The sequence below is a fragment of the Streptomyces sp. NBC_00568 genome, assembly GCF_026341855.1.
Classification (GTDB): Bacteria; Actinomycetota; Actinomycetes; order Streptomycetales; family Streptomycetaceae; genus Streptomyces.
In genome coordinates this window covers 5,573,170-5,596,413 of record NZ_JAPENW010000001.1, presented here as the reverse complement: position 1 = coordinate 5,596,413, position 23,244 = coordinate 5,573,170, and the positions used below count along the sequence as shown (strand labels likewise).

At 72.3% G+C, this 23,244-nt stretch carries 25 protein-coding genes and 1 riboswitch; of the genes, 12 read left to right on the top strand and 13 right to left on the bottom strand.

Annotated features, from left to right (window positions below; all coding sequences use genetic code 11):
• Nucleotides 1-5: 5 nt before the first annotated feature.
• Nucleotides 6-890: an SDR family NAD(P)-dependent oxidoreductase gene (locus OOK38_RS24295; RefSeq protein WP_266757204.1), complete on the bottom strand. Its 885-nt coding sequence runs from the start codon at nt 888-890 to the stop codon at nt 6-8.
• The gene (locus OOK38_RS24290) at nt 890-1,687 is read right to left on the bottom strand and encodes an acetoacetate decarboxylase family protein (protein ID WP_266757206.1); all 798 of its coding nucleotides are present in this window, start codon (nt 1,685-1,687) and stop codon (nt 890-892) included. Before OOK38_RS24290 ends, OOK38_RS24295 begins: the two co-directional genes overlap by 1 nt.
• 123 nt (nt 1,688-1,810) lie before the next feature.
• Between OOK38_RS24290 and OOK38_RS24285 the strand changes: the two genes are divergently transcribed.
• The 6 genes from OOK38_RS24285 (at nt 1,811) to OOK38_RS24260 (ending at nt 7,523) form a co-directional block, all read left to right on the top strand.
• Nucleotides 1,811-2,428 (top strand): TetR/AcrR family transcriptional regulator, encoded by a 618-nt coding sequence (locus OOK38_RS24285; RefSeq protein WP_266757208.1) that lies wholly within the window; start codon nt 1,811-1,813, stop codon nt 2,426-2,428.
• A 212-nt stretch (nt 2,429-2,640) separates the two neighbouring features.
• Entirely contained in the window at nt 2,641-3,642 is a 1,002-nt protein-coding gene (locus OOK38_RS24280) for a DEDDh family exonuclease (protein ID WP_266757210.1), read from the top strand.
• A gap of 78 nt (nt 3,643-3,720) precedes the next feature.
• Nucleotides 3,721-3,954 (top strand): hypothetical protein, encoded by a 234-nt coding sequence (locus OOK38_RS24275; RefSeq protein ID WP_078943477.1) that lies wholly within the window; start codon nt 3,721-3,723, stop codon nt 3,952-3,954.
• Nucleotides 3,955-4,043: 89 nt separating this feature from the next.
• The gene (locus OOK38_RS24270) at nt 4,044-4,835 is read left to right on the top strand and encodes an SURF1 family protein (protein WP_266848804.1); all 792 of its coding nucleotides are present in this window, start codon (nt 4,044-4,046) and stop codon (nt 4,833-4,835) included.
• 102 nt (nt 4,836-4,937) lie between these two features.
• Nucleotides 4,938-6,752: a glycoside hydrolase family 15 protein gene (locus OOK38_RS24265; protein ID WP_266848802.1), complete on the top strand. Its 1,815-nt coding sequence runs from the start codon at nt 4,938-4,940 to the stop codon at nt 6,750-6,752.
• Between the two features lie 15 nt (nt 6,753-6,767).
• On the top strand, nt 6,768-7,523 hold the full coding sequence (locus OOK38_RS24260; protein WP_266757216.1) for an SDR family oxidoreductase: 756 nt from the start codon (nt 6,768-6,770) through the stop codon (nt 7,521-7,523).
• Between the two features lie 277 nt (nt 7,524-7,800).
• Here the strand turns inward: OOK38_RS24260 and amaP are convergent, their stop codons facing one another.
• The 5 genes from amaP to OOK38_RS24235 all read right to left on the bottom strand — a co-directional run bounded on the left by amaP (nt 7,801) and on the right by OOK38_RS24235 (nt 10,228).
• Nucleotides 7,801-8,388: an alkaline shock response membrane anchor protein AmaP gene (amaP, locus tag OOK38_RS24255; RefSeq protein ID WP_266757218.1), complete on the bottom strand. Its 588-nt coding sequence runs from the start codon at nt 8,386-8,388 to the stop codon at nt 7,801-7,803.
• Nucleotides 8,385-9,062 carry a DUF6286 domain-containing protein gene (locus tag OOK38_RS24250; protein ID WP_266757220.1) on the bottom strand — a complete coding sequence of 226 codons (678 nt, stop codon included), beginning with the start codon at nt 9,060-9,062 and terminating at the stop codon, nt 8,385-8,387. The genes amaP and OOK38_RS24250 overlap by 4 nt, the downstream gene beginning before the upstream one ends.
• Nucleotides 9,059-9,439 (bottom strand): hypothetical protein, encoded by a 381-nt coding sequence (locus OOK38_RS24245; protein WP_266765623.1) that lies wholly within the window; start codon nt 9,437-9,439, stop codon nt 9,059-9,061. The genes OOK38_RS24250 and OOK38_RS24245 overlap by 4 nt, the downstream gene beginning before the upstream one ends.
• Before the next feature lie 45 nt (nt 9,440-9,484).
• On the bottom strand, nt 9,485-9,670 hold the full coding sequence (locus OOK38_RS24240) for a hypothetical protein (protein WP_266757222.1): 186 nt from the start codon (nt 9,668-9,670) through the stop codon (nt 9,485-9,487).
• A gap of 75 nt (nt 9,671-9,745) precedes the next feature.
• Nucleotides 9,746-10,228, bottom strand: a complete 483-nt coding sequence (locus tag OOK38_RS24235) for an Asp23/Gls24 family envelope stress response protein (RefSeq protein WP_266757224.1) — start codon at nt 10,226-10,228, stop codon at nt 9,746-9,748.
• Between the two features lie 87 nt (nt 10,229-10,315).
• Between OOK38_RS24235 and OOK38_RS24230 the strand changes: the two genes are divergently transcribed.
• Nucleotides 10,316-11,134, top strand: a complete 819-nt coding sequence (locus OOK38_RS24230) for a nucleopolyhedrovirus P10 family protein (protein WP_266848800.1) — start codon at nt 10,316-10,318, stop codon at nt 11,132-11,134.
• A 238-nt stretch (nt 11,135-11,372) separates the two neighbouring features.
• On the opposite strand, the gene OOK38_RS24225 is transcribed toward OOK38_RS24230, so the two are convergent.
• From OOK38_RS24225 to OOK38_RS24215, 3 genes are all read right to left on the bottom strand, one after another.
• Nucleotides 11,373-12,176 (bottom strand): enoyl-CoA hydratase/isomerase family protein, encoded by an 804-nt coding sequence (locus tag OOK38_RS24225; protein WP_266757228.1) that lies wholly within the window; start codon nt 12,174-12,176, stop codon nt 11,373-11,375.
• 145 nt (nt 12,177-12,321) lie between these two features.
• Nucleotides 12,322-12,543: a helix-turn-helix domain-containing protein gene (locus tag OOK38_RS24220; protein WP_006123601.1), complete on the bottom strand. Its 222-nt coding sequence runs from the start codon at nt 12,541-12,543 to the stop codon at nt 12,322-12,324.
• A 373-nt stretch (nt 12,544-12,916) separates the two neighbouring features.
• Complete coding sequence (locus tag OOK38_RS24215; protein ID WP_266757229.1) at nt 12,917-14,515, bottom strand: ABC-F family ATP-binding cassette domain-containing protein; 1,599 nt, start codon at nt 14,513-14,515, stop codon at nt 12,917-12,919.
• A 441-nt stretch (nt 14,516-14,956) separates the two neighbouring features.
• Here OOK38_RS24215 and OOK38_RS24210 point away from each other — a divergent pair, with 441 nt between their 5' ends.
• Complete coding sequence (locus tag OOK38_RS24210) at nt 14,957-15,847, top strand: neutral zinc metallopeptidase (protein WP_266757231.1); 891 nt, start codon at nt 14,957-14,959, stop codon at nt 15,845-15,847.
• 142 nt (nt 15,848-15,989) lie between these two features.
• Entirely contained in the window at nt 15,990-16,403 is a 414-nt protein-coding gene (locus OOK38_RS24205; protein WP_266757233.1) for a VOC family protein, read from the top strand.
• An 85-nt stretch (nt 16,404-16,488) separates the two neighbouring features.
• On the opposite strand, the gene OOK38_RS24200 is transcribed toward OOK38_RS24205, so the two are convergent.
• From OOK38_RS24200 to OOK38_RS24190, 3 genes are all read right to left on the bottom strand, one after another.
• Entirely contained in the window at nt 16,489-17,892 is a 1,404-nt protein-coding gene (locus OOK38_RS24200) for a hypothetical protein (protein ID WP_266757235.1), read from the bottom strand.
• A 238-nt stretch (nt 17,893-18,130) separates the two neighbouring features.
• A complete protein-coding gene (locus OOK38_RS24195) occupies nt 18,131-19,258 on the bottom strand; it encodes a S9 family peptidase (protein ID WP_266757237.1) in 1,128 nt (375 codons plus the stop codon).
• Between the two features lie 276 nt (nt 19,259-19,534).
• A complete protein-coding gene (locus OOK38_RS24190) occupies nt 19,535-20,275 on the bottom strand; it encodes a class II aldolase/adducin family protein (RefSeq protein WP_266757239.1) in 741 nt (246 codons plus the stop codon).
• Nucleotides 20,276-20,472: 197 nt separating this feature from the next.
• Here OOK38_RS24190 and OOK38_RS24185 point away from each other — a divergent pair, with 197 nt between their 5' ends.
• The 3 genes from OOK38_RS24185 to OOK38_RS24175 all read left to right on the top strand — a co-directional run bounded on the left by OOK38_RS24185 (nt 20,473) and on the right by OOK38_RS24175 (nt 22,877).
• Complete coding sequence (locus OOK38_RS24185) at nt 20,473-21,219, top strand: lysozyme (RefSeq protein WP_266757240.1); 747 nt, start codon at nt 20,473-20,475, stop codon at nt 21,217-21,219.
• Between the two features lie 177 nt (nt 21,220-21,396).
• Nucleotides 21,397-22,638, top strand: coding sequence for an inorganic phosphate transporter (locus OOK38_RS24180; protein WP_266757242.1), 1,242 nt, complete (start codon nt 21,397-21,399; stop codon nt 22,636-22,638).
• Nucleotides 22,639-22,658: 20 nt separating this feature from the next.
• Nucleotides 22,659-22,877: a hypothetical protein gene (locus OOK38_RS24175; protein ID WP_266757244.1), complete on the top strand. Its 219-nt coding sequence runs from the start codon at nt 22,659-22,661 to the stop codon at nt 22,875-22,877.
• 136 nt (nt 22,878-23,013) lie between these two features.
• A riboswitch (cobalamin riboswitch) is annotated at nt 23,014-23,157 on the top strand.
• The last annotated feature ends 87 nt before the right edge of the window (nt 23,158-23,244 follow it).

Below are 23,244 nucleotides of genomic sequence, written 5' to 3'. Positions count from 1 at the left end.
CCCCCTCAGTCGAGGATGAAATTTTCCAGGTACGACGGATTCGCCCGGTCGAGCATCGACTGCGACCGGGCACGGATCTGCCGGTCGCTGTGCTCGCTCTCGGGCAGGAGCCAGAAGCGGTCCTCGCGGATCCCCTCGGCGACGAGCTCGGCGACCTGCTCGACGGGGGTGAACCGCACGTCGTGGCCCGCCTGTTCCATGGCGGCCTCCCACTGGGCGAGGCTGCGGTACGGGGTCTTCCGGGGCCGTGCCTTCGCGTACCGCGAGGGCCGGTTGCGGTGCGACTCCCACAGACCCGTGCGCAGCATGTGTGGTCCGGGGAACAGCACGGAGGCGCCCACGGGCGCGTGCTCCGCCTTCAGATGCGCGTACAGCGACTCGGTCATCGTCACCACGGCCGCCTTGGTGACGGCGTACACGGAGGCGGTGGGCAGCGGGGCGATCCCGCCGTCGCCGGACGAGGTGTTGACGACGTGGCCCGGTTCGCCCCCGGCGATCATCCGGGGCACGAAGGCCTGGACGCCGTGGAAGACGCCCCACACGTTGACGGCGAAGGCCCACTTCCAGTCGTTCGGGTCGTGCTCCCACATGCGGCCCTCGGCGCCGGAGCCGACCCCGGCGTTGTTGCACAGGACGTGCACCGCGCCGTACGTGCCGTACACGTCCTCGGCGAGCGCGACGACCTCGGAGCGCTCCCCGACGTCCACCACGCGCGCGTGGACGTCGGCGCCGTTCTCGCGCAGTTCCCCGGCGGCCTTCTCCAGGGCGCCCTCCTCGACGTCGGCGAGGACCACCTTCAGACCGTCCGCCGCGAACCGCCGTGCCATCGCGAGCCCGATTCCGCTCGCCGCGCCGGTGACGACGGCGACCTGTCCTGCGCGGAGCTCCATCAGACGCTCCCCTCCGGCGGCCCGTCGAGGATCTGCCGCGGATCGTCGTAGCGCTGGTGGATGTACGGCAACAGGGCCCGGCCGCTGACGCGTTCGGCGACCCGGCCCTTCTGGTCGGTGGTCTTCTCGCCGAGGGTGATCTCCAGCAGCCGGCGTACGGGCAGATCGGCGACCGGGTCGTACATCGACTCGCGCAGGACGACGTCCCCGGTGACGCGCTCCAGCTTGCGGACCTTCTCGTTGCGCACGCAGTGCACGAGGACCGGGTCGGCGTCGAAGCCCGAACCGTCCACCGCGGGGAGGAACTTGAAGTAGAAGTCGGTCTTCTGCGCGGGCTCGGGCAACGGCAGGGTCACGCTCACCGCGCCGCGCACCTCGACGAAGGCGATGCCGTGCCGGGCGAGCGCGGCGCGCACCACGAGACCGTCGCGCTCGACCGTCACCTCGCCGAGCTTCTTGGGCTCCCCGAAGACCTCGCGGCCGCCGATCAGTGCGCGCTCGTGGGTCATCGGCATGACCAGCGGATACCAGCCCTCGACGTCCTCGTGCGCGGCGGCGACGGCGAACGAGCCCGCGCCCAGCGGGTATCCGGGCAGATCGACCTTGCTGATGTTGACCCGCACCAAGGGCCGGGCGGTGGGTTTCAGCGGGGGCGGCAGGACCGCCGCGACCGCGTCCGGATCGCTCTCCCAGACGGCCACCACACCGGTGGACCAGATGTCGGGGAGCTTGGAGCTTGCGGTACGCGCGGCGGCGATCTCCGCCTCGGTCCGCGCGCCGTACCTCACTCGTGCCATGCCGTACCGCCCTTCACCGGAGACACAACAGGTTTCTGATGGCCCGTCACTGGCGCCTGTAACAGAGTTACAGCAGAGTCGGCGAAGGGTAAATACGCGTGCGGACACGGACTTGGGAGCACCATGGGAAGACCGGCACTCACGCGCGACGAGGTCCTGGAGACCGCCGCCGGGCTGGTGAAGCGGCACGGCCCGGACGCCCTGACGATGCGAGCGCTCGCCGCCGAGCTGGGCACCGCGGTCACCTCGATCTACTGGCACGTCGGCAACCGGGAGTCGCTGCTCGACGCCCTCGTCGAGCGCACGGTCGCCGACCTCGGCGAGATCCGCCCCACCGGCCGCACACCCGCCCTGCGCGTCGTCTCGGTCGCCAGCGCCCTGCGCCGGCAGCTGCGCGACCATCCGCATCTCGTCGCGATGGTCCACGAACGCGGGCTGACCGAGCACATGTTCCTGCCCGCGCGGCAGGCGCTGGTGCGCGAGGTGCACGCGGCGGGACTGCGCGGTGCGCGGGCCGCCGAGGTCGTCCGCGCGGTGCAGTTCCAGGTCGTCGGCTTCGTTCTCGTCGAACGCAACCGGGAGCGGTCACCCCTGCAGCGGCCCGCCGAGGAGGACCTGTGGGACGCGCGGACCGCGGAGGACGATCCGGGCCTCGCGCGGGCGCTGGCCCGGCCGGTCGACCCGGAGAGGCTGTTCACGACCTCGGTGCGGGCCCTGGTGGACGCCCTGCTCACACCCTGACCCGGGCCTCCGGCCCCACGGGCGACGGAAGGGGCGCACCGGCGGAACGGGGAGCGGGGGCCCGTGTCCGCACGCCCCCGGCGTCAACTCGACGACCGGCGGAGCGGTTGGGCGCGTCCACCCGCCCGCGCCCCGGTGGCGGCTCCGCCCGGCTCCCGGAACCGGGAAGGCGGCAGCGGGAGTGTCAGTCGCGGCCCGTATTCTCATTGACCATGCTCGAAGACCTCACGACCGCAGCGTCCCCAGCCTCCTGGCCGGCCGCGTATCCGCAGGGATACGCGGTCGTTGACGTGGAGACCACAGGACTGGCCCGCGACGACCGGATAATCTCCGCCGCCGTCTACCGGCTGGACGCGCGCGGCGAGGTCGAGGACCACTGGTACACGATGGTCAATCCGGAGCGGGACCCGGGCCCGGTGTGGATCCACGGACTGACGAGCGAGATGCTCGAAGGGGCACCGCTCTTCCAGGACGTCGCCGAGGAATTCGCCGCGCGGCTCGACGGCCGCGTGCTGGTCGCGCACAACGCGGTCTTCGACTGGTCGATGATCGCGCGGGAGTACGCGCGCGCGGAGCGCGAGGCGCCGGTGCGCCAGCGCCTGTGCACCATCGCGCTCTCCAAGGAACTGGGCCTGCCCCTGCCCAACCACAAGCTGGAGTCGCTGGCCGCGCACTTCGGTGTCGTGCAGCAGCGGGCGCACCACGCGCTGGACGACGCACGCGTGCTGGCCGAGGCGTTCCGGCCGAGCCTGCGGGCCGCCGCGCGCGACGGGGTGCGCCTGCCGCTCCTCGAGTGCCGGCCGCTCAAGGAGTGGTCCGACAGCGCCGCGGCGCCACGGATCGGACGGCAGTCCTCCGGGAGCTACGCGTCCGGCGGTTACCCGTCGGGGAGTTGGCGCCCCTCCCGCAAGCGCCCCGCATGCCCCCATCCCAACCCAGGCCGGTACGACTCGGACAAGCCGCTCAAACAGGGCATGCGGGTCGCGTTCTCCGGGGACACGTCCGTCGATCGCGAACTGCTGGAGGACCGGGCCATCGAGGCCGGGCTGCATGTCGCGACGAGCGTGTCCCGGCTCACCAGCCTCCTGGTGACGAACGACCCGGACTCCAGCACGTCGAAAGTGGTCAAGGCCAAGCAGTTCGGGACACCGGTGATCGACGAGGCCGCGTTCGGGCAACTGCTGCGGGACGTCGAACCCGCGTCGGAAGGGTGACGGACGTACGGGTGATTGACGGGCGACTCGCCCGGCACCCGCTCGCCCGCACCGCCCCGGCACCCCACCCTGTGGCGCATGGCGAGATGCGAAGTATGCGGCAATGACTACGGAATGACCTTCGAGGTGCACGCGCAGGGCGCGGTGCACGTCTTCGACTGCTTCTCCTGCGCGATCCACCGGATGGCCCCGATCTGCGAGCACTGTCGCGTCCAGGTCATCGGCCAGGGCGTCGAGGTCGAGGGCCACTGGTACTGCGGCGCGCACTGCGCCCGCGCGGAGGGGAAGGCGGGGATCGTCGACAAGGTCTGAGTCCCGCCGGGCCCGGGACAGGGCATCGATCCGGCCCTCGGCGGGACCCTCCCGTCGAGGGCCGAATCGTGCCGAGTAACGTCAATGGGGTGTACCGCTTCCTCTTGTCCCGGCAGTGGGTGATCCTCACCCTCGTGGCCCTCACGCTCATCCCGACGATGATCGAGCTGGGCTTCTGGCAACTGCACCGGCATGAGCACAAGGTCGCCCTGAACAAGGTGATCTCCGACTCGCTCGCCGCGAAGCCGGTACCCGCGGAGACGCTCACCGCGCCGGGACAGCGCGTCCGGCACGACGACCTGTACCGCCGGGTGACCGCGAAGGGGCACTTCGACACCGCGCACGAAGAGGTCGTCCGCCGCCGCACCAACTCCGACGGCGAGGTCGGCTACCACGTCCTGACCCCGTTCGTCCTGGCCGACGGCCGCGTGCTCATGGTCAACCGGGGCTGGGTGCCGGCCGACGGCGCGCAGACCGCCTTCCCCAGGATCCCGGCCCCCGCCCAGGGCGAGATCACCGTCACCGGCCGGCTGATGGCCGACCAGACGACCGCCGACAGCGGTATCAAGAACGTCCAGGGCCTGCCCGACCGTCAGGTCATGCTGATCAGCAGCGAGCAGCAGGCACGGCGGCTGGGCAAGCAGGTCCTCGGCGGCTACATCGAGCAGACCGCTCCGCGGTCCAAGGGCGGCTCCCCTGAACTGATCCCCGACCCCGAGCACGGCGACATCGGCCCCCACATGGCGTACGCGATCCAGTGGTGGCTGTTCTCCGCGGGCGTCCCCGTCGGCTGGGTGATCCTGGTCCGTCGCGAGCGCCGCGACCGGGCGGAGGCCGCGGCCGCGCAGACCTCGCCGGAGGCGGAACCCGCGCCCGTGTGACCCGGGGCACGGACCCCGCGGGCGCGGGGCACCGGCTCCGTCGCCGCTCTCGCCACCCTGGCGGCCCGATTGGCCGTCGCCCAGGTCGGGAACCCGTCCACCGTGCACCGACACATCGAGGACTACGCGCTCATCGGGGACGAACAGACCGCCGCTCTGGTGGGCCGCGACGGCTCCGTCGACTGGCTGTGTCTGCCCCGCTTCGACTCGGCGGCCTGTTTCGCGGCCCTGCTGGGCGACGAGGACAACGGTCACTGGCGGATCGCGCCCGAGGGGGCGGACTCGTGCACCCGGCGCTCGTACCGCCCGGACACGCTGGTGCTCGACACCGAGTGGGACACCCCCGAGGGGTCCGTCCGGGTGACCGACCTGATGCCGCAGCGCGAGCACGCCCCCGATGTCGTACGCGTCGTCGAAGGCCTCAACGGCCGGGTACGGATGCGCAGTCTGCTCCGGCTGCGGTTCGACTACGGCTCGGTCGTGCCGTGGATGCGCCGCGCCGACGGCCACCGGGTGGCGGTCGCGGGGCCGGACTCGGTGTGGCTGCGCAGCGAACCGCCCGTGCACACCTGGGGCCAGGACTTCCGCACGCACTCGGAGTTCACCGTGGCGGCGGGCGAGAAGGTCGCCTTCGTCCTGACCTGGCACCCCTCGCACCGGCCGCGGCCGCCGCTCTCCGACCCCTTCGAGGCGCTGGAGACCAGCGTCCAGGACTGGCGGGCGTGGGCGGCGCGCTGCCGCTACGACGGGCCGCACCGGGATGCCGTCGTGCGCTCCCTGATCACCCTGAAGGCCCTCACCTACGCGCCGACGGGCGGCATCGTGGCGGCCCCCACCACCTCACTGCCCGAGGAGCTCGGCGGGGTCCGCAACTGGGACTACCGCTACTGCTGGCTGCGCGACTCCACGCTCACCCTCGGCGCCCTCCTCTCGGCCGGCTACCACGAGGAGGCCGAGGCCTGGCGCGACTGGCTGCTGCGCGCGGTCGCGGGCGACCCGGCCGCCCTGCAGATCATGTACGGCCTCTCGGGAGAGCGGCGGCTCCCGGAGTACGAGGTCCCGTGGCTGTCCGGCTACGCCGACTCCTCGCCCGTCCGGGTCGGCAACAGCGCCGTCGAGCAGTTGCAGCTCGACGTGTACGGCGAGGTCATCGACTCGCTGTCGCTCGCCCGGCGTTCGGGCCTGCCGTCCAGGCCGCACATGTGGCGGGTGCAGTGCGCCATGATGGAATTTCTGCGGGTCGCGTGGCGGCAGCCGGACGAGGGGATCTGGGAGGTGCGCGGCCCACGCCGGCACTTCGTGTACTCCAAGGTGATGGCCTGGGTGGCCGCCGACCGCGCCGTGCGCACGCTGGAGGACGACCCGTCGCTCGACGGCGATCTGGAGGGCTGGCGGGCGATGCGCGACGAGGTGCACCGGGAGGTGTGCGAGCGCGGCTTCGACCCCGCCCGGAACACCTTCACGCAGTCCTACGGTTCGCCCGGTCTTGACGCCGCCCTGCTGCTCATCCCGCGCGTCGGATTCCTGCCCCCCGACGACCCCCGGGTGGTCGGCACGATCGACGCGGTCCGCGCGGAACTCGCCCCCGACGGCTTCCTGGTGCGCCGCTACAGCGCCGCGACGACCGGCGTCGACGGGCTCCCGGGCGGTGAGGGCACGTTCGTCGTCTGCTCGTTCTGGCTCGTGGACGCGCTGCACCTGACGGGCCGTACGCGGGAGGCGCGCGAGCTGTTCGAACGGCTGGTCGGCCTCACCAACGACGTGGGGCTGCTGTCCGAGGAGTACGACCCCGTCGCGGGCCGCCAGCTCGGCAACTTCCCGCAGGCCTTCAGCCACATCGGCCTCGTGGTCTCCGCCCTCAGCCTGTTCGGCGTCGACGAGGCGGGAGAAACGGAAGGGGGCACACCACCGGGATAGGGAAGGATGGGGGCCATGGATCTTGGACTGAAGGATCGTGTGTACGTCGTCACGGGAGCCACCCGGGGCCTGGGCAACGCCGCCGCGCGTGAACTCGTCGCCGACGGCGCGAAAGTGATCGTCACCGGACGCGACGAGAAGAGCGCGGCCGGCGCCGCCGCCGCGCTCGGCACGAACGCGGTCGGGACCGCGGCCGACAACGCCGCCCCCGAGACCCCGGCCCGGCTGATCTCGGCCGCCCGTGACCACTTCGGCGGCTTCGACGGCATCCTGATCAGCGTCGGCGGACCGCCGCCCGGGTTCGTCGCGGACAACACCGACGAACAGTGGACGACGGCCTTCGAGTCGGTCTTCCTGGGCGCGGTACGGCTGGCCCGCGCGGCCGCCGCGGAGCTCGGCGAGGGCGGTGTCGTCGGCTTCGTGCTCTCCGGCTCGGTGTACGAGCCGATCCCCGGGCTGACCATCTCCAACGGTCTGCGTCCCGGGCTCGCGGGCTTCGCCAAGTCCCTCGCGGACGAGCTGGGCCCGCGCGGCATCCGCGTCGTCGGCCTGCTGCCGTCCCGTATCGACACGGACCGCGTCCGCGAGCTGGACGGCCTGTCGGCCGACCCCGAGGCCACCCGGGCGGTCAACGAGTCCCGCATCCCGCTGCGCCGCTACGGCACCCCGGAGGAGTTCGGCCGCACGGCCGCGTTCCTGCTCTCCCCCGCGGCGTCGTACCTCACGGGCATCATGGTGCCGGTGGACGGCGGAATGCGGAGCGGGTTCTAGACCACCCACCGGACGGGACCGCCCACCGGGGACCGCCCACCGGCGCCGGGCCACCCGGGAGACGGGTTCGGTCCGGGACACGGATGTCGTCCCCGAGCGGATGCCGTCCCCCGAGCGGGCACCGTCCCGGAGACGGGCCACGTCCGGGGCGGATGCCGTCCGGAGGTGGGCGTCATCTGGAGGTGGGTGCCATCCCGGAGGTGGGTGCCGTCCGAGGCAGGTGCCGTCCGGAGGTGGGTGCCATCGCGAGTGGGTGCCATCCCGGACGCGGGGTCGCTCAGGTCACGCGTTCCGCGCGGTGCTTGACGCCGCGCAGTCGTACCTCCGCGGGGAGCGCGGCGAGGCCGGCCGAGTCCCGGGCGTGGGCGAGCGCCTCCGAGGTCAGCAGATGCAGCGCGTGCCCGGGGTCCACATGCGGTTCCAGCAGGAGCCGTACGCGTGCCTCGGGCAGACTGCGACGGCCGGTCAGATGCACGTGCGCCTGGTCGACGCCGCCCAACCGGGCCGCTTCGGCGGCCAGCACGCTCTCCAGGGCCCGCCCGCGCAGCAGCGCGCCCTCGCCGTCGCCGGTGTCGACGAGCACGTCGGCGAGCCGTCGGCGCCGTACGTTCGCGACCAGCCACCACAGGGCGAGCAGCAGGAGCACCGCGAGCGCGGCGATGACGGCGGGCCACCACCAGCCCTCGTCCCGCCACCGGGTCCGTTCGGCGTTGCTGAGCAGCACGTCGTGCCGCCCGTCGTGGATCCACCACGAGGGCGGCCGTACGCCGAGTCCGATGGCGAGCACGGAGCCGCCGAGGGCGAGCAGCACGAGCCCGAAGAAGCCGATCAGCACGCGGTTGACGATCCGGAGCACGGACCTCACCCCTTCCGTCCGGGACGCGCGACACGCACCGACAGGGCGGGCGAACGGGCCAGCCCCAGCCCCTTGATGCCGTCGGCGAGCGTGGTGTCGAGGTCGGCGCGCACGTCGTCGAGTTCGCGGAAGTGCGACACCGCCCGGACGTCGACCTTGCGGCGCTTCACGCGCACGCGGACCGACTGCACGCCGGCGACCTCCATGGCCCGGTCGCGGAGCGCCATCGCGGCGGCCATCCGGTACAGCCCGGCCCGGACATCGGCGTGGGTGCGCCGCATCGGCAGCACATCCCGCAGTCCGGGTGTGGCCGCGAGGACGATCAGCCAGAGTCCCACCGCGGCGGCGATCCCGGCACCGACGAGGACCGCGGTGTCGTCGAGGGGCCGTTCGGCGAGCTGCTGGGCCAGCCAGGTGCGCCAGCGCAGGGCGGACCTCCCGGCGCGCACGGCGGCGACGTCGTACAGGAACGCGCCCGCGGCGACGAGGAGCAGGATCGCCAGGATGCCCGCCGGGACACGGCGAGCGGACCAGAACCGGCCCTGGCGGCCGTCCTCCTCGGCCACGGTGTCCAGCGGTTCGTAGGCGGCCGCGGAGGAGGACTGCCCGAGCGCGCCCGCGTCATCGGCCTTCTCCAGTACGGGCAGCTTCCGGGTGCTGTCGGAGCCCTGGGGCTCGCTCATTGCGTCCTCCCCTGTGCCGTGCCGGGCCCGTGCGCCAGGTGCAGCCGCTCCACCTGGACGGCCACCTCCGGTACTTCCATTCCCGCCAACGCCCTTACCCGCTCGGCGACATGACGACGCACCGCACTGCAGTGGGCGCCGATGTCGGAGGGGTAGCCCAGTTCCAGGCTGACCCGGACCCGGGCACTGTGTGTCGGCGCGTCCCCCGGTCCGCCGGAGCCGGACGTCTGCCGCCGCACGACGACCGTCGCGTGCGGCGGGACGGCGTCGGGCGGCGGAGGGGGCAGCGCCTCGCGCGCCGCCTGCGACGCGATCTTCGCGACGACGCGGTCGGCGATCCGGGTGGCACCCCGCTCGGGGGCCGCGACGGTCGTCAGGCCCGGCCGTGTCTCACCGAGCCGGTCGACATGACCTGGCACGCGTCACCGCCGCCGGTCGTCACGGGCTCGGAAGAAGTCGCCGATGTCCAGGTCTCCCTCCAGGAGCCTTCCGACGACGAACCCGACGGCCCCCAGGGCGGCCACCAGGAGGAAGGCGCCGAAACCGCCGAAGTAACCGGCGAAGCCCAGCGCCATTCCGGCGATCATGCCGATCACGGCCAAGCTCATGGTGCGCTCCTCAGCTGTCGGTGGCCGCGTGATCACTCATGGTGCGGTGGCCGGGGCGTTCCGGTGGCCCGGGGGTCACTGGAGCCGCGACTCCGGCTCCTCGTCTTCTTCCTCGGGAAGCTTCACATCACTCACCGCGATGTTGACTTCCACCACTTCGAGGCCTGTCATGCGCTCGACTGCCGCGACGACGTTCTCGCGTACGTCGCGGGCCACGTCGGCGATCGACACGCCGTAGTCGACGACGATCTCCAGGTCGAGCGCCGTCTGCAGTTCGCCGACCTCGGCCTTCACACCCCGTGTCACCGATTTGGACCCGCCCGGCACCCGGTCGCGTACCGCTCCGAAGGTCCGGCTCAGCCCGCTGCCCATCGTGTGGACACCGACCACGTCACGGGCGGCGAGCCCGGCGATCTTCTCCACGACTCCGTCGGCGATCGTGGTCCGTCCCCGCGTGGCGGGATCTCCACCGCCGCGCCTGGTGGGCTTACGGGTCTGCGGGCTCTCCTTCTCGATGTCGGGGCTGTCCGTCCGGTTCCGCTCGGTCATGTCGGTCATCGCCGTACGTCCCTTTCGGTCGTCCTCCTCTGCTCACAGTAGGTCGGGTCGCGCGGTCGCGCGCCGTGGATGGGGCACGCTGGAGCAATGACGGCGGACCGATGGACGCAAGTGGTACGGCACCAGCTCGGCCTCGGCAGAATCCTGCCGCTGGGCCTCCCGCGCGACGGCGCGTGGATCACGGAGGACGCGGCCGAGTCGGCGCTGCGGCGCGAGACGGCGGCTGTGCACGGCGTACTCCTCGGCGCGCTCCGGATCGCGCCGGCCGACCCGGAGTGGACCGGCACGCCCGCCGTACCGCCCCCGCCCAGTGCGCTGCCGCCCGGCCCGCTGCGCGTCACCGCGGAGTTCCGGGCCTCGGTGGATCCCACGTCCCCGGGTGTCGAGCCCCTCCCGGCCGTCGCCGCCCGGCTGCGCCTGACGCTGGCCACCGCCGCGACGCAGCGGCTGGGTCTCGACGTCGCCGAGGTGGATCTGCAGGTGACGGATCTGCTGGAGGAGGGCGATGCGTCCGCCGCCCGCCCGGCGGACGAGGCACGGAAGGTGTCCGCCGACGGCCCGGCGGACGACGTACGGGAGGCGTCCGCCGACGCGGCGGCGGACGACGTACGGAGGGCTCCTGTGCCGAAGGACCCCGAGGAGGCGCGGATCGCGGCAACCGTGCTGGCCGTCCCGGGCGTCACCCGTCTGACGGGCGCCCTGGGCCGACCGGTCCACATCGGGACCGCGCCCGCCCCGGAACCGGCCCTGCCGCGCCGCCACATCCGCGTCGAACTGGCGGTCTCCCCGGACGAGCGGGCGGTGGACGTGGCACGGGCGGTCAGAACGGCGATCACGCGGGCCGCCGGAGACACACCGTCCGTCGCGGTACTGGTGACCGCCGTGAGCCGGGACGTCCACGTCTAGGACGTGTCCAGCCCCCCGCACCCGCCCGAGGGCGACCAGTCACCCGCGCCCGCTCCTACGGGATGTCCAGTCACCCGCACCCGTCCCAGGGTGTCCAGTCACCCGAGCCCGCTCCTACGGGATGTCCAGTCACCCGCACCCGTCCCAGGGTGTCCAGTCACCCGCGCCCGGTCCTTGGGAACTCCAGTCCCCCGCACCTGCCCAGGGTGTGTGGTCACCGCACCCGTCCCCGGGGTGTCTACTCCCCCACGCCCGCGAGGTCGCGGAGCCTGCGTGCCTGGGACGCGCGCTCGGCGGAGCGCTGCTCCTCGTAGGACCGCTCCTGCGCGCCGCGCAGCAGGGCCTTCGTCTCGATCACGGCGTCCCGCGGCGCGGCCAGCAGCGCGGCGGTCAGGTCGCGGACCGCGTCGTCGAGCTGCCCGGCGGGCACCGCGAGGTTGGCGAGCCCGGTGCGCTCGGCTTCTTCGGCCAGTACGAAGCGGCCCGTGGCGCAGATCTCGAGCGCGCGGGCGTAGCCCACGAGGCTCACCAGCGGGTGCGTCCCCGTGAGGTCGGGTACGAGACCGAGGCTGGTCTCGCGCATGGCGAACTGCACGTCGTCCGCGACGACGCGCAGGTCACAGGCGAGCGCGAGCTGGAACCCCGCACCGATGGCATGCCCCTGCACGGCGGCGATGGACACGATGTCGCTGCGCCGCCACCAGGTGAATGCCTCCTGGTACTCGGCGATGGTCGCGTCGAGCTCGGCGTCGGAGCCGCGCGCGAGGTCGATGAACGACGGTTCCCCGTCGAAGCCCTCGGGCGAGAACGCCTGCCGGTCGAGCCCCGCGGAGAAGGACTGACCCTCGGCACGCAGGACGACCACCCGGACGGAGCCCGGCAGTGACCGGCCGGCCTGCGTCAACGCCCGCCACAGCGCGGGACTCTGGGCGTTGCGCTTGGCCGGATTGGTCAGCGTCACCGTGGCGATCGCGTCGTCGACGGTGAGCCGTACGCCGTCCTTGTCGAGTACCGGTTCGAGTTCCTTGTCGAGCGAAGCCATGGGGCGCCTCCGATGGGTGCGGTCGGATCAGACGCGCACCTCGCGAAGACACGAGGAACGCACCTAAGTGACTGCACAGTAACCACCCGGTCGGTCACCCGACCGACCGGGTGGTCACCACCGAAGCCGATGGGGACGCCCGGCCTCAGGCCGAGGCGGCCTTCTTGCCCCGCGTCGCTCCGCCACGCCCTCGGAGCGTGACACCCGACTCACTGAGCATCCGGTGCACAAAGCCATACGAACGGCCGGTCTCTTCGGCCAGCGCTCGGATGCTCGCACCGGAGTCGTACTTCTTCTTCAGGTCTGCCGCGAGCTTGTCGCGCGCGGCGCCGGTTACCCGGCTGCCCTTCTTCAGAGTCTCGGCCACCCGGTCCTCCTCATGGGAAGTGCGCTCTGGACTCTCATGATCACCCCTTCCGGGCGTCATGGCCACCCATTCGGCAAGGTCCGTAGGACAAGGTTTTGACGACAGGAGTCCGTCCCCACGAGTGGAATCCGCGGTTCCGGCTGGTGCCGTCCGTACAGCCGAACGGGTTCTTCCGCGAAGTGCCTGGTCAGCGACGCAAGACGGCCGAGCCCTTGGGAACAAAGGACTCGGCCGTGAAATCGATGTAGGACACACCTCGGTACGAGGAGATCTCACACAGATGATGGATCACGGATCGGCCGAATGATCCATACACAGTGGATCAGTCATTCGATCACGCGGCGTCGGCCCCCTCCCGGAGGCCGCGCACGGGTCAGGCGAGGGCCACCAGGTCGGCGTAGTCGGAGCCCCACAGGTCCTCGACACCGTCCGGCAGCAGGATGATCCGCTCCGGCTGGAGCGCCTCGACGGCACCCTCGTCGTGGGTGACGAGGACGACGGCGCCCTTGTAGGTGCGCAGCGCGCCGAGGATCTCCTCGCGGCTGGCCGGGTCGAGGTTGTTCGTCGGCTCGTCGAGCAGGAGGACGTTCGCGGAGGAGACGACGAGGGTCGCGAGCGCGAGCCGGGTCTTCTCACCGCCGGAGAGCACGCCCGCCGGCTTGTCCACGTCGTCGCCGGAGAACAGGAACGAGCCGAGCGTCTTGCGGACCTCGACCAGGTCCAGGTCGGGGGCGGCGGAGCGCATGTTCTCCAGGACCGTGCGCTCGGGGTCGAGGGTCTCGTGCTCCTGCGCGTAGTAGCCGAGCTTGAGGCCGTGGCCCTCGATGACCTCTCCGGTGTCGGGCTTCTCGGCGCCGCCGAGCAGACGCAGGAGGGTCGTCTTGCCGGCGCCGTTCAGCCCGAGGATGACGACGCGGGAGCCCTTGTCGATGGCCAGGTCGACGTCGGTGAAGATCTCCAGGGAGCCGTACGACTTCGACAGGCCCTCCGCCATGAGCGGGGTCTTGCCGCAGGGCGCGGGCTCGGGGAAGCGCAGCTTGGCGACCTTGTCCGAGACACGGACCGCCTCGAGGCCGGCGAGCAGCTTGTCGGCGCGCTTGGCCATGTTCTGCGCCGCCACCGTCTTGGTGGCCTTGGCCCGCATCTTGTCCGCCTGCGAGTTCAGCGCGGCGGCCTTCTTCTCGGCGTTCTGCCGCTCACGCTTGCGGCGCTTCTCGTCGGCCTCGCGCTGCTGCTGGTAGAGCTTCCAGCCCATGTTGTAGACGTCGATCTGGGCACGGTTGGCGTCCAGGTAGAAGACCTTGTTGACGACCGTCTCGACGAGGTCGACGTCGTGGGAGATCACGATGAAGCCGCCGCGGTACGTCTTCAGGTAGTCGCGCAGCCACACGATGGAGTCGGCGTCGAGGTGGTTCGTCGGCTCGTCGAGCAGCAGGGTGTCGGCGTCCGAGAAGAGGATGCGGGCCAGCTCGATACGGCGGCGCTGACCACCGGAGAGCGTGTGCAGGGGCTGGCCGAGCACCCGGTCGGGCAGGTTGAGCGCGGCGGCAATGGTCGCGGCCTCGGCCTCGGCGGAGTACCCGCCCTTGGTGAGGAACTCCGTCTCCTGGCGCTCGTACTGCCGCATGGCCTTCTCGCGGGTGGCGCCCGAGCCGTTGGCGATGCGCTGTTCGTTCTCGCGCATCTTGCGGATCAGGACGTCCAGGCCGCGGGCCGACAGGACCCGGTCGCGGGCGAGGACGTCGAGGTCGCCGGTGCGCGGGTCCTGCGGCAGGTAACCGACCTCGCCGGAGCGGGCGACGGTGCCCGCGGCGGGCTGGCCTTGGCCCGCGAGGACCTTGGTGAGGGTCGTCTTGCCCGCGCCGTTGCGGCCGACCAGACCGATGCGGTCGCCCTTCGTGATGCGGAAGGTGGCGGACTCGATGAGGATGCGGGCGCCGGCGCGCAGCTCGATACCGGAGGCGGAAATCACGGACAGACTCCAGGGCAGGGTCGTTGGCGGGGTGGACGGCTGAGGACGTTCCCGCCGTCTAATGCGCGAGGAGAATGGCCATGGGCCAAGTCTAACGGGGCCGTGCAACCACTTTTCCGGTGTGCGGACGTCCGGCACTGTGACACTCGCCCCGTCCGTGCGTCGCCGAGGGGCCCGGTCCGGAGCGGTCGCGCCCGGTCCTCCACGGGGATGATCTCGCCGGTCCGGCCGCCGGACACGGCCCCGGGCAGCGCGATCAGCGCCGTGGCACCGCGGGCCCACGGACCGGGCGGGGAGGGCGGGGCCGCCGGCCGGGGCGGACGCCGGGACGCGGTGGCCGGACAGGGTCGTCGCCCGTTCGGACCGTGGGCCGGGGCCGCGGATCACGGAGCGTACGAGGATGGCGGCACGGAGCGACGTACGGCAGAGAGTGGTGCGCCCATGCAGTTCGACGACGACGCCGACCTGGACACCTCCGAGGTGCAGGATGTGCGCGGCAGTCGAATCCCCGGCGGCAGGGCGACCATCGGCGGCGGCCTCGCGGGGCTGATCGCCCTGGTCATCGCGCTGCTCTTCGGGGTCGGTCCCGACCAGCTCGGCCTCTCCTCCGGCGGCGACCAGCCCGCGGCGGCCGCCTCCTCCCTCGCGCAGGTGCAGCAGACCTGCAAGAAGGGGCGGGACGCGAACGCCCAGGAGGACTGCCGCGTCGTGGCGGTGGTCAACAGCGTCCAGGCCTTCTGGACCCGGGAGTTCACGCGCAGGGCCGGCACCTACGCCCGCTCCCCCACGGTGTTCTTCAGCGGCCGGGTCGGCACCGCGTGCGGCACCGCGTCCTCCGCCGTCGGGCCCTTCTACTGTCCCGGGGACCGCAAGGTCTATCTGGACCTGGGCTTCTTCGACGAACTGCGCACCGAGTTCGGTGCCTCCGGCGGACCGTTCGCGCAGGCGTACGTGGTGGCGCACGAGTACGGGCATCACGTGCAGGACCTGATGGGCACGCTGGCCCGGTCGCAGGACGGGGTGACCGGGGCGAACAGCAACGCGGTGCGGGTGGAGCTCCAGGCCGACTGCTACGCCGGGGTGTGGGCGCGCCACGCGACCACCACGGCGGCCTCGTCGACGGGCAAGCCGCTCCTGACCTCGTTGACGGACGCCGACATCCGTGACGGCCTCGACGCGGCGGCGGCCGTCGGCGACGACCGGATCCAGGCGAGGTACCAGGGCCGGGTGACCCCGGAGACCTGGACGCACGGGTCGGCCCAGCAGCGGCAGCAGTGGTTCTACCAGGGCTTCAGGAACGGCGACATGGCGCAGTGCAACACGTTCCGGTGAGCGGGAGCCGTGCTGGGTGCCACGGCTCCCGGTCCGGTCCGGCGACGGGGCCGGATTCCGGTGCCCGGGCCGTTGTCAGTGGCCGGTGCCAGACTGGGCGGCGGATCGGAAATCCGGCAGTGGACGAGACGGAGTGATCGGCATGGCTGGCATGAACAGCGGGCGCCCGAGCATCTATCCCTCGCTCTTGTACTCGGACGCGAAGGCGGCGATCAGGCAGCTCACGGAGGCCTTCGGCTTCACCGAGCTGTCCGTCTACGAGGGTGAGGACGGCTCGGTGATGCACGCCGAGCTGGTGCAGGGCAACGGCGCGGTGATGCTCGGCTCCAAAGGCCGCGGCGGCCGCTTCGACGAGGCGATGAAGAGCGCGGGCCCGTGCGGGGTGTACATCGTCGTGGACGACGTGGACGCACACCACCAGCGGGCCGTGGACCACGGCGCGGAGATCCTGATGGCCCCGACCGACCAGGACTACGGCTCGCGGGACTACATGGCCCGCGACCTCGAGGGCAACATCTGGAGCTTCGGCACCTACGCCCCGGAGATAGGCGCGTAGGACGCCCGCCGGGCGGCGGCGCGGGGCCTTGCCGGTCGGCGGCCCCGCATCGGCTCCCGGCCGGCTTCCCCCGGCCTGTTCCCGGTCAGCTCCCCCCGGTGTGCACCTGGAAGGCGGCCCGGCGTACGGCCTTGGCGAGGGCCGGGTCCGGGTGGGCGGCGGCGAGCGCGACCAGCACCTGCACCGTGCGCGGGTGCCCGACCTCACGCACCTCGTCGAGGAGCGCGGGCACGGTGGGCTGCACCGCGGACTCCAGATGGCGGACGAGGAGCGGGGCCTCGCCGTGGTCGGCGACGGCGGCCGCCGTGTCGACCCACAGCCAGGTGGACTCGGCACGGGTGAGGACCTCGTGGGCGTCCTCGGGGTCGTGTCCGTCGTGCTCGGCGAGCCAGAGCAGGGCGTAGGGGCGCAGCGGGGTGTCCTCGACCACGGCGCGCACATCGGGCTCGGCGGGGGCGCCGACCACGCGCAGCGCCTCGAAGGCGAGGCCGCGGGTGAGGGCGTCCTCGCCGCGGGCGGCGGCGATGAGTTCGGTGACGGCGCTGCCGACCGTGCGCGCGGCGAGCCAGGCGCGGTATTCGGCGCGGGCGGCGTTGGGGCGGAGCTGGGCGCAGCCGCGGAGCATGTCCTCGGCGGACTGCTCGATGTTCCCGGCGGGGCTCTGCGCGGCGACGCAGATCTGCTCCAGCTTGACCCAGACCGCCCAGCTGCCGAGCGGGGTGAGGGTGGCCTGTCCTTCGCCGTAGGTCAGTGCGCCGACCGAGGCGAGGGCGTGCAGGGCCCAGTCGAGGAGGGGGGCGAGCGGGGCGTCCGGGATCTCGGCGGGCTCCGGGGCGGGCTCGGGGGCCGGGCCGTAGGAGATCTCGCAGCGTTCGGTGCGCAGTTCGGTGACGCGCTGCCCGAGGAGGTCGAGGAGCTGATCCACGGGGACGGGCCCGGCGGAGAGCTGGAGGAAGGAGAGCACCTGGGGCATCGCGGAGACGACCTCGGCGACGGCCGCGGGCTCGCGGTCCACGGGTTCGGGGTACGCGAGGGACCAGGCGTCGAAGAGGGCGACCCAGCCGCGCAGGACGGCGCTGTCGTCACGGCTCCAGGCGCGCAGCCGCCAGCCAGGGCGGGCGCTGTCGCCGTGCACCTCGATGAGACCGGCCAGCCGGGCGGTGTCCCAGTCGGCGCGGGCCTGAACGGGGGTCAGCCCGAGGTCGGCGGCGGCCCGTTCCGCGGTGGCGTCGGAGAGGGCGCCTTTGCCGCCGGGGTTCGCGCCGTCGCGCCCCGGGCGCAGGGCTGCGTCGGCCCAGCGCGCGACCCGGGCCGCGTCGGACAGGCCGGTGCGCGCCATGCGCGCGAGCTCCGCGGGAGGCGGTGTGCCCTCCGGCGGTCGCGGTGCGGGGCGGCGCGTGCGGCGCTGGGTCACCGCTCGGGGAGCGGCAGCGAGAGGCCGCGGGCTGACGAGTCGGAGCCTGGAGTCGCGCGGGTTACGGGACGTCACGGGTGCAGTCTTCCGGTTGACAGTCCGAAAACCCAAACGGAATGCCGTCGCGGGCTGCGGAAGTGGCACGAGAGGGGGCTTCTCGGGGCACTCGACACGCCGGGAAATGGGGCGCGCGGAGTTGTTCGGGACCGAACCGGAAGCGCGCCTTCGCGTCCGCCGGGGCCTCGCGCCGAGCCCCGGCCCGCCGCCACCGCGCCCGCGCCGGGGCGCGCGGCGGCTTCGCTCCGGGGGTGGCCTACATCAGGGGGGTGAGGAAACGGCGCAGGGCTTCTTCGTAGCTCGCCGGGTCGGCGTTCCACATGGCGCCGTGCGGGGCGTTCGGAACGGTGTGCAGGGTGACCAGGTCGGGGCGGCTCGCGGCCAGGCGACGGGAGGGTCCCCAGGGAGCGATGGTGTCGTCCGGGCCGTGCACCAGCAGGGTCGGCACCTTGAGCTGTCCGGGATGCGCGGCGCTCGCGATGCGGTCTCCGCGTACGCCGGTGCGGCCCTGGGCGGCGCGCACTGCGAGCGGCAGCAGGACGCGCGGCGTGTGGCGGGCCCCGGCGAGGGCGCGCAGCGTGGTCTCCCAGTCCAGGACCGGCGAGTCCAGGACGAGCCCGGAGATCCGCTCGCGCAGCGCGGAGTGGGCGGCGGCGCGCAGCGCCATGGTGGCGCCGGTGGACCAGCCGTACAGGACGACCCGCTCCGCGCCGAACCGCACGGCGTACCGGATCGCGGCGTCGAGGTCGCGCCACTCGGTCTCGCCGAGGTGGTTCAGCCCGTCCGGGGGCCGGGGTGCGCCGAGGTCGCCCCGGTAGGCGAGGTCGAGGACGGGGAAGTGCCGGCTGTTCAGGAACCTCATGACGTTCATGGGGTGTTCCCGGGTGGCGCCCAGGCCGTGCACGGTGATGACCCAGGTGTCGCGGACCGCGGGCAGGAACCATGCGGGCAGGGCACCGAGTTCGCCGGGCACGTCGACGTCGGCGTGTTCGAGTCCGAGGGCGGACCCGGGGTCGCCGACGTACAGGTTCGGGGTGAGCCACACCTTGTCGCCGGGTTCCAGGGAGCCGTGCGTGACGCCGTCCAGCCGGCGTACGACGGTGTCGGCCGTGTGGGGGACGGAGTTCATGAGGGGGCCGACGACCGCGTGGGAGCCGTCGCCCGCGAGGCCGTAGGTTCCCGGGCGCCGGGAGGCCAGGGCCCGGGTCAGGGTGATTCCGCCCGCCGTCGTGGCGTGCACGGTGAGGCGGGGTTCACTGGGCAGCGGCTTGCCGGGCCTCGTCTTCAGCGCGGCGTCGCTGGCGAACCGGCCTGCCGCCACGGAGGCCGCGCCCGCGGCTATGGCTACGGTGACGGCCGCTGCCGTGGCTCTTAGGGTGCGCACTCGACCAGTTTCCCGGCGTATCCCGCCATCGGCCAGCGGGAGGGGCGCAAGGGGTGACGGGCGCGGCGTTCCGGACCCCGCGTGCGGGGCGTGATCCGGCGGCCGGAGCACGACGGCCGACGACAGCCGGGCCGCACCCCCTTCCGGGATCTGGCCGTACCCGTTCCGGTCCTGGCCCTGCCGGGATCTGGCGGCCATACCCCTTCCGGCCCCGGCGCTTCCGGCCCTGGCCCTCCCGCCCGAACCCGCCCCTACTCGCCCGTGCCCCTTCGGGGCCTATCCCTTCTGGCCGTATCCCCGCAGGCTCTCCGCCGCCTCCTGGAGCCGGTCCGGTGAGAGCAGGGCGGGCGTCAGGCCCGGGACCGAGGAGGCCAGGAGCCAGACGCGGCACATCCATTCGAGCTGGGCCGTGCGGTCGTACGCCTGGTCCAGTGAGGCTCCGTGGGCGACGGTGCCGTGGTTCTGGAGGAGGCAGGCGCTGCGGTCGGTCAGCGCGCGCAGCATGTTCTCGGCCAACTCCGGCGTGCCGTACGTCGCGTAGGGGGCGACGCGGACCGGGCCGCCGAGGGCGCCGGTCATGTAGTGGATCGGCGGGAGGCCGGGGACGAGGGTCGAGACGGCCGTCGCGTGGGGGGCGTGGGTGTGGACGACGGCCCGGGCGTCGGTCTCGCGGTAGACGGCGAGGTGCATCGGCAGTTCGCTGGTCGGACGGAGCGAGCCGAGGACCTGCCGGCCGTCGAGGCCGACGCCGACGATGTCTTCGTGCGTCAGCCGGTCGTAGGGCACGCCCGTGGGTGTCACCAGGACGGTGTCGCCGACGCGGACGGAGACGTTGCCCGACGTACCGACGACCAGTCCGTCGGTCACGGTCCGGCGGGCCGTCGCGACGAGCTCGTCCCAGGCCCGCCGGACGGCGTCCCCCGTGTCCCTCACGGCCGACGCGTCCCGCTCGTCGTGCTCGTCCGCCATCCCTGGATCCTCCCGCCCGTCCCGTGCGTCCCGGTGCTGCTCAGCCATGCCGCGATCCTGCCAGGCATGCCCGTGGGCGCACCTCGGGCGGGCGCACTGTAGTGCGGAAGTGGGGCCTCCGAAAGGGCGCATATGCGCTCACTTCGCCCCCTGGCGACGAAGGGCCGGGAATCGACGGACGGCGCCCGATCTTCCCGTAGCCTCTGGGGGATTTGTCGCACACGTCGCCATTTCCGGGGGGATACATGGCCCGTGACCACAAACCGTTCCGTCGCCGCGCCCGCGTCGCCGCGATCACCGTCGCGGCGGCGGTCACCCTGGCCGGCACCGCACTCGCCGCGCTCCCGGCCGAGGCCGCGGGCAACACCAAGGGGCACGACGTGTCCTCTCACCAGAAGAACGTGGACTGGCGGAGCGCGAGGGCGAAGGGCGCGCGGTTCGTCTACGTGAAGGCGACCGAGGCCACCACCTACCGCAACCCCTACTTCGACCGGCAGTACGACGGGGCACGCGAGGCGGGCATCCTCCACGGCGCCTATCACTTCGCGGTGCCGGACAGGTCGTCCGGCACCGCCCAGGCCGCCCACTTCGTACACAACGGCGGAGCCTGGCGCGCGGACGGCTGGACACTGCCGCCCGCGCTCGACATCGAGTACAACCCGTACGGCAAGCGCAGGTGCTACGGCCTGAGCAAGACCGCGATGGTGAACTGGATCAAGGCTTTCAGCGACGAGGTCCGCCGGGAGACCGGTCGGCGCCCTGTGATTTACACCACAACGCATTGGTGGAACGCCTGCACCGGCTCCAGCAGGGCTTTTGCCGCGAATCACGCCCTGTGGCTGGCCCGTTACGGCTCGGCGGACGCCGGCACACTGCCCGCCGGCTGGTCCGTATGGACCTTCTGGCAGTACGACAACGGCGGCAGCCTGCCGGGTGACCAGAATCTCTTCCATGGATCCCGGGCTCAGCTCGAGCGGCTCGCCCGGGGGTAGGACCCGGACCGGAGCCCGGAATTCCGCATCCGTTCGACCCACGGCATCGCCCCTTCAGCACAAGCGGAGGGGCGATTCGCCGTTCGGGTCACCATGAAGCCCGCCCCAGTTCATCTTCCGTTCACCCAGGTTGCTTACGGTCCCCCTGCCACTGACGTCCAACAGAAGCCTGGGTAAATGGAACACATCACGCTCCTCCTCGGAATCGTGATCGTCACCGCTCTCGTGTTCGATTTCACGAACGGTTTCCACGACACCGCCAACGCGATGGCCACCACCATCTCGACCGGCGCACTCAAGCCCAAGGTCGCGGTGGCCATGTCCGCCGCTCTGAACCTTGTCGGCGCCTTCCTCTCGGTGGAGGTCGCCAACACGATCTCCAAAGGCCTCGTCGATGAATCCGGCATCCAGCCAGAAGTGATCTTCGCCGCCCTCGTCGGCGCGATCCTCTGGAACCTGGTGACGTGGCTCGTCGGACTCCCGTCCAGCTCCTCGCACGCCCTCATGGGCGGCCTGGTCGGCGCCACCATCGCCTCCGCCGGTACCGGCGCGGTGCACGGGGACGTCCTGGTCGGCAAGGTGCTTCTCCCCGCCGTCGCGGCCCCGATCGTCGCCGGTCTCGCGGCGCTGGTCGCCACCCGGCTGTCGTACAAGCTCAGTGGCAACGCCGACACCAAGGCCACCAAGAAGGGGTACCGCGCCGGCCAGATAGCCTCCGCGGGCCTGGTCTCGCTGGCCCACGGCACCAACGACGCGCAGAAGACGATGGGCATCATCACCCTGGCCCTGGTCGCCGGTGGCGCCGTCGCTCCCGACTCCGACCCGCCGGTCTGGGTCATCCTCTGCGCCGGTCTCGCCATCGCGCTCGGCACCTACCTGGGCGGCTGGCGCATCATCCGCACGATGGGCAAGGGCCTGACCGACCTCCAGCCGCAGCAGGGCTTCGCCGCCCAGACCAGCGCGGCCACGGTCATCCTGGCCTCCTCGCACATCGGCTTCTCCCTCTCCACCACGCACTCGGTCTCCGGTTCCGTGATGGGCGCGGGTCTCGGCCGCAAGGGCGGTGTGGTCCGCTGGTCCACCGCCACCCGGATGGTCGTCGCCTGGGTCCTCACGCTGCCCGCCGCCGCTCTGGTCGGCGCGCTCGCCGAGTGGGTCACCGGCTTCGGCGCCTGGGGCACCACGCTCGTCGCGGTCTTCCTGGTCGGGTCCAGCTTCGCGATCTGGCGCCGCTCGCGCCGCGAGGTGATCGACCACACCAACGTGAACGACGACGACGAGCCCGCCGGTGTGGTGACCACGGCCATCGCCGCCGTCACCCCGCCCCCGGCCGGCACCGTGGCCGAGGACCTCACGGCCACCATCCCGGCTCCCGCCGAGCCCACGGCGGCCCCGTCGGCGCCGTCCCCCGTGGCCTGAGAACCGAAGGAAGAAACAGCATGCACATCGACTGGTCAGCCCTCGGGTCCGTCTTCGGGGTCAGCCTCGGAGTGACCGTGGCCCTCGTCGCCCTCTTCACCCTGGGCGTCGCCGGCCTCTCCAAGAAGGAGTCGGCCCAGGGCGGTTCCGCGGTCGCGGCCGCCACGGGCGCGTACGTCTGCTTCGCGGCCTGCGCCGCGGCGGTGGTGTACGGCATCTCCCTGATCATGACCAAGTAACCCGGAACGAGCGGGCCGGAACAGGGCCGCGGCGGGCAGCACTTCGCGTGGGGTGCGGGACGGATCACCGTCCCGCACCCCACGCGTATGTGGGCCTTCGCACACTCTCCCCCCGCAGGTCAACAGCCAGTTGACGGCCGTTCTCGCCCCGTGGTGGACTGCCGGAGCCAAGTACGGCGGCATGAGAGGAAGCCGGTGCGAATCCGGCGCGGTCCCGCCACTGTCATCGGGGAAGAAACTCCCCGGGAGCCAGGAACTCTCACCGCCGGTCTCGTCGAACCAGGGCGTGGACACCCTGAGTGAGGACATATCGCCATGCGCGGCTGCCCGTTGCCCATTTCGCTGAGTACGAGGGTTCCACTCCACC

Coding starts and splice junctions, on each gene's coding strand:
- OOK38_RS24175 (WP_266757244.1), top strand. CDS start 22,659: ATGCACATCGACTGGTCAGCCCTCGGGTCCGTCTTCGGGGTCAGCCTC.
- OOK38_RS24185 (WP_266757240.1), top strand. CDS start 20,473: ATGGCCCGTGACCACAAACCGTTCCGTCGCCGCGCCCGCGTCGCCGCG.
- OOK38_RS24290 (WP_266757206.1), bottom strand. CDS start 1,687: ATGGCACGAGTGAGGTACGGCGCGCGGACCGAGGCGGAGATCGCCGCC.
- OOK38_RS24225 (WP_266757228.1), bottom strand. CDS start 12,176: ATGGCTTCGCTCGACAAGGAACTCGAACCGGTACTCGACAAGGACGGC.
- OOK38_RS24235 (WP_266757224.1), bottom strand. CDS start 10,228: ATGACCGACATGACCGAGCGGAACCGGACGGACAGCCCCGACATCGAG.
- OOK38_RS24250 (WP_266757220.1), bottom strand. CDS start 9,062: ATGAGCGAGCCCCAGGGCTCCGACAGCACCCGGAAGCTGCCCGTACTG.
- OOK38_RS24295 (WP_266757204.1), bottom strand. CDS start 890: ATGGAGCTCCGCGCAGGACAGGTCGCCGTCGTCACCGGCGCGGCGAGC.
- OOK38_RS24230 (WP_266848800.1), top strand. CDS start 10,316: ATGACGGCGGACCGATGGACGCAAGTGGTACGGCACCAGCTCGGCCTC.
- OOK38_RS24275 (WP_078943477.1), top strand. CDS start 3,721: ATGGCGAGATGCGAAGTATGCGGCAATGACTACGGAATGACCTTCGAG.
- OOK38_RS24260 (WP_266757216.1), top strand. CDS start 6,768: ATGGATCTTGGACTGAAGGATCGTGTGTACGTCGTCACGGGAGCCACC.
- OOK38_RS24285 (WP_266757208.1), top strand. CDS start 1,811: ATGGGAAGACCGGCACTCACGCGCGACGAGGTCCTGGAGACCGCCGCC.
- OOK38_RS24190 (WP_266757239.1), bottom strand. CDS start 20,275: ATGGCTGAGCAGCACCGGGACGCACGGGACGGGCGGGAGGATCCAGGG.
- OOK38_RS24210 (WP_266757231.1), top strand. CDS start 14,957: ATGCAGTTCGACGACGACGCCGACCTGGACACCTCCGAGGTGCAGGAT.
- OOK38_RS24205 (WP_266757233.1), top strand. CDS start 15,990: ATGGCTGGCATGAACAGCGGGCGCCCGAGCATCTATCCCTCGCTCTTG.
- OOK38_RS24280 (WP_266757210.1), top strand. CDS start 2,641: ATGCTCGAAGACCTCACGACCGCAGCGTCCCCAGCCTCCTGGCCGGCC.
- OOK38_RS24180 (WP_266757242.1), top strand. CDS start 21,397: ATGGAACACATCACGCTCCTCCTCGGAATCGTGATCGTCACCGCTCTC.
- OOK38_RS24240 (WP_266757222.1), bottom strand. CDS start 9,670: ATGAGCTTGGCCGTGATCGGCATGATCGCCGGAATGGCGCTGGGCTTC.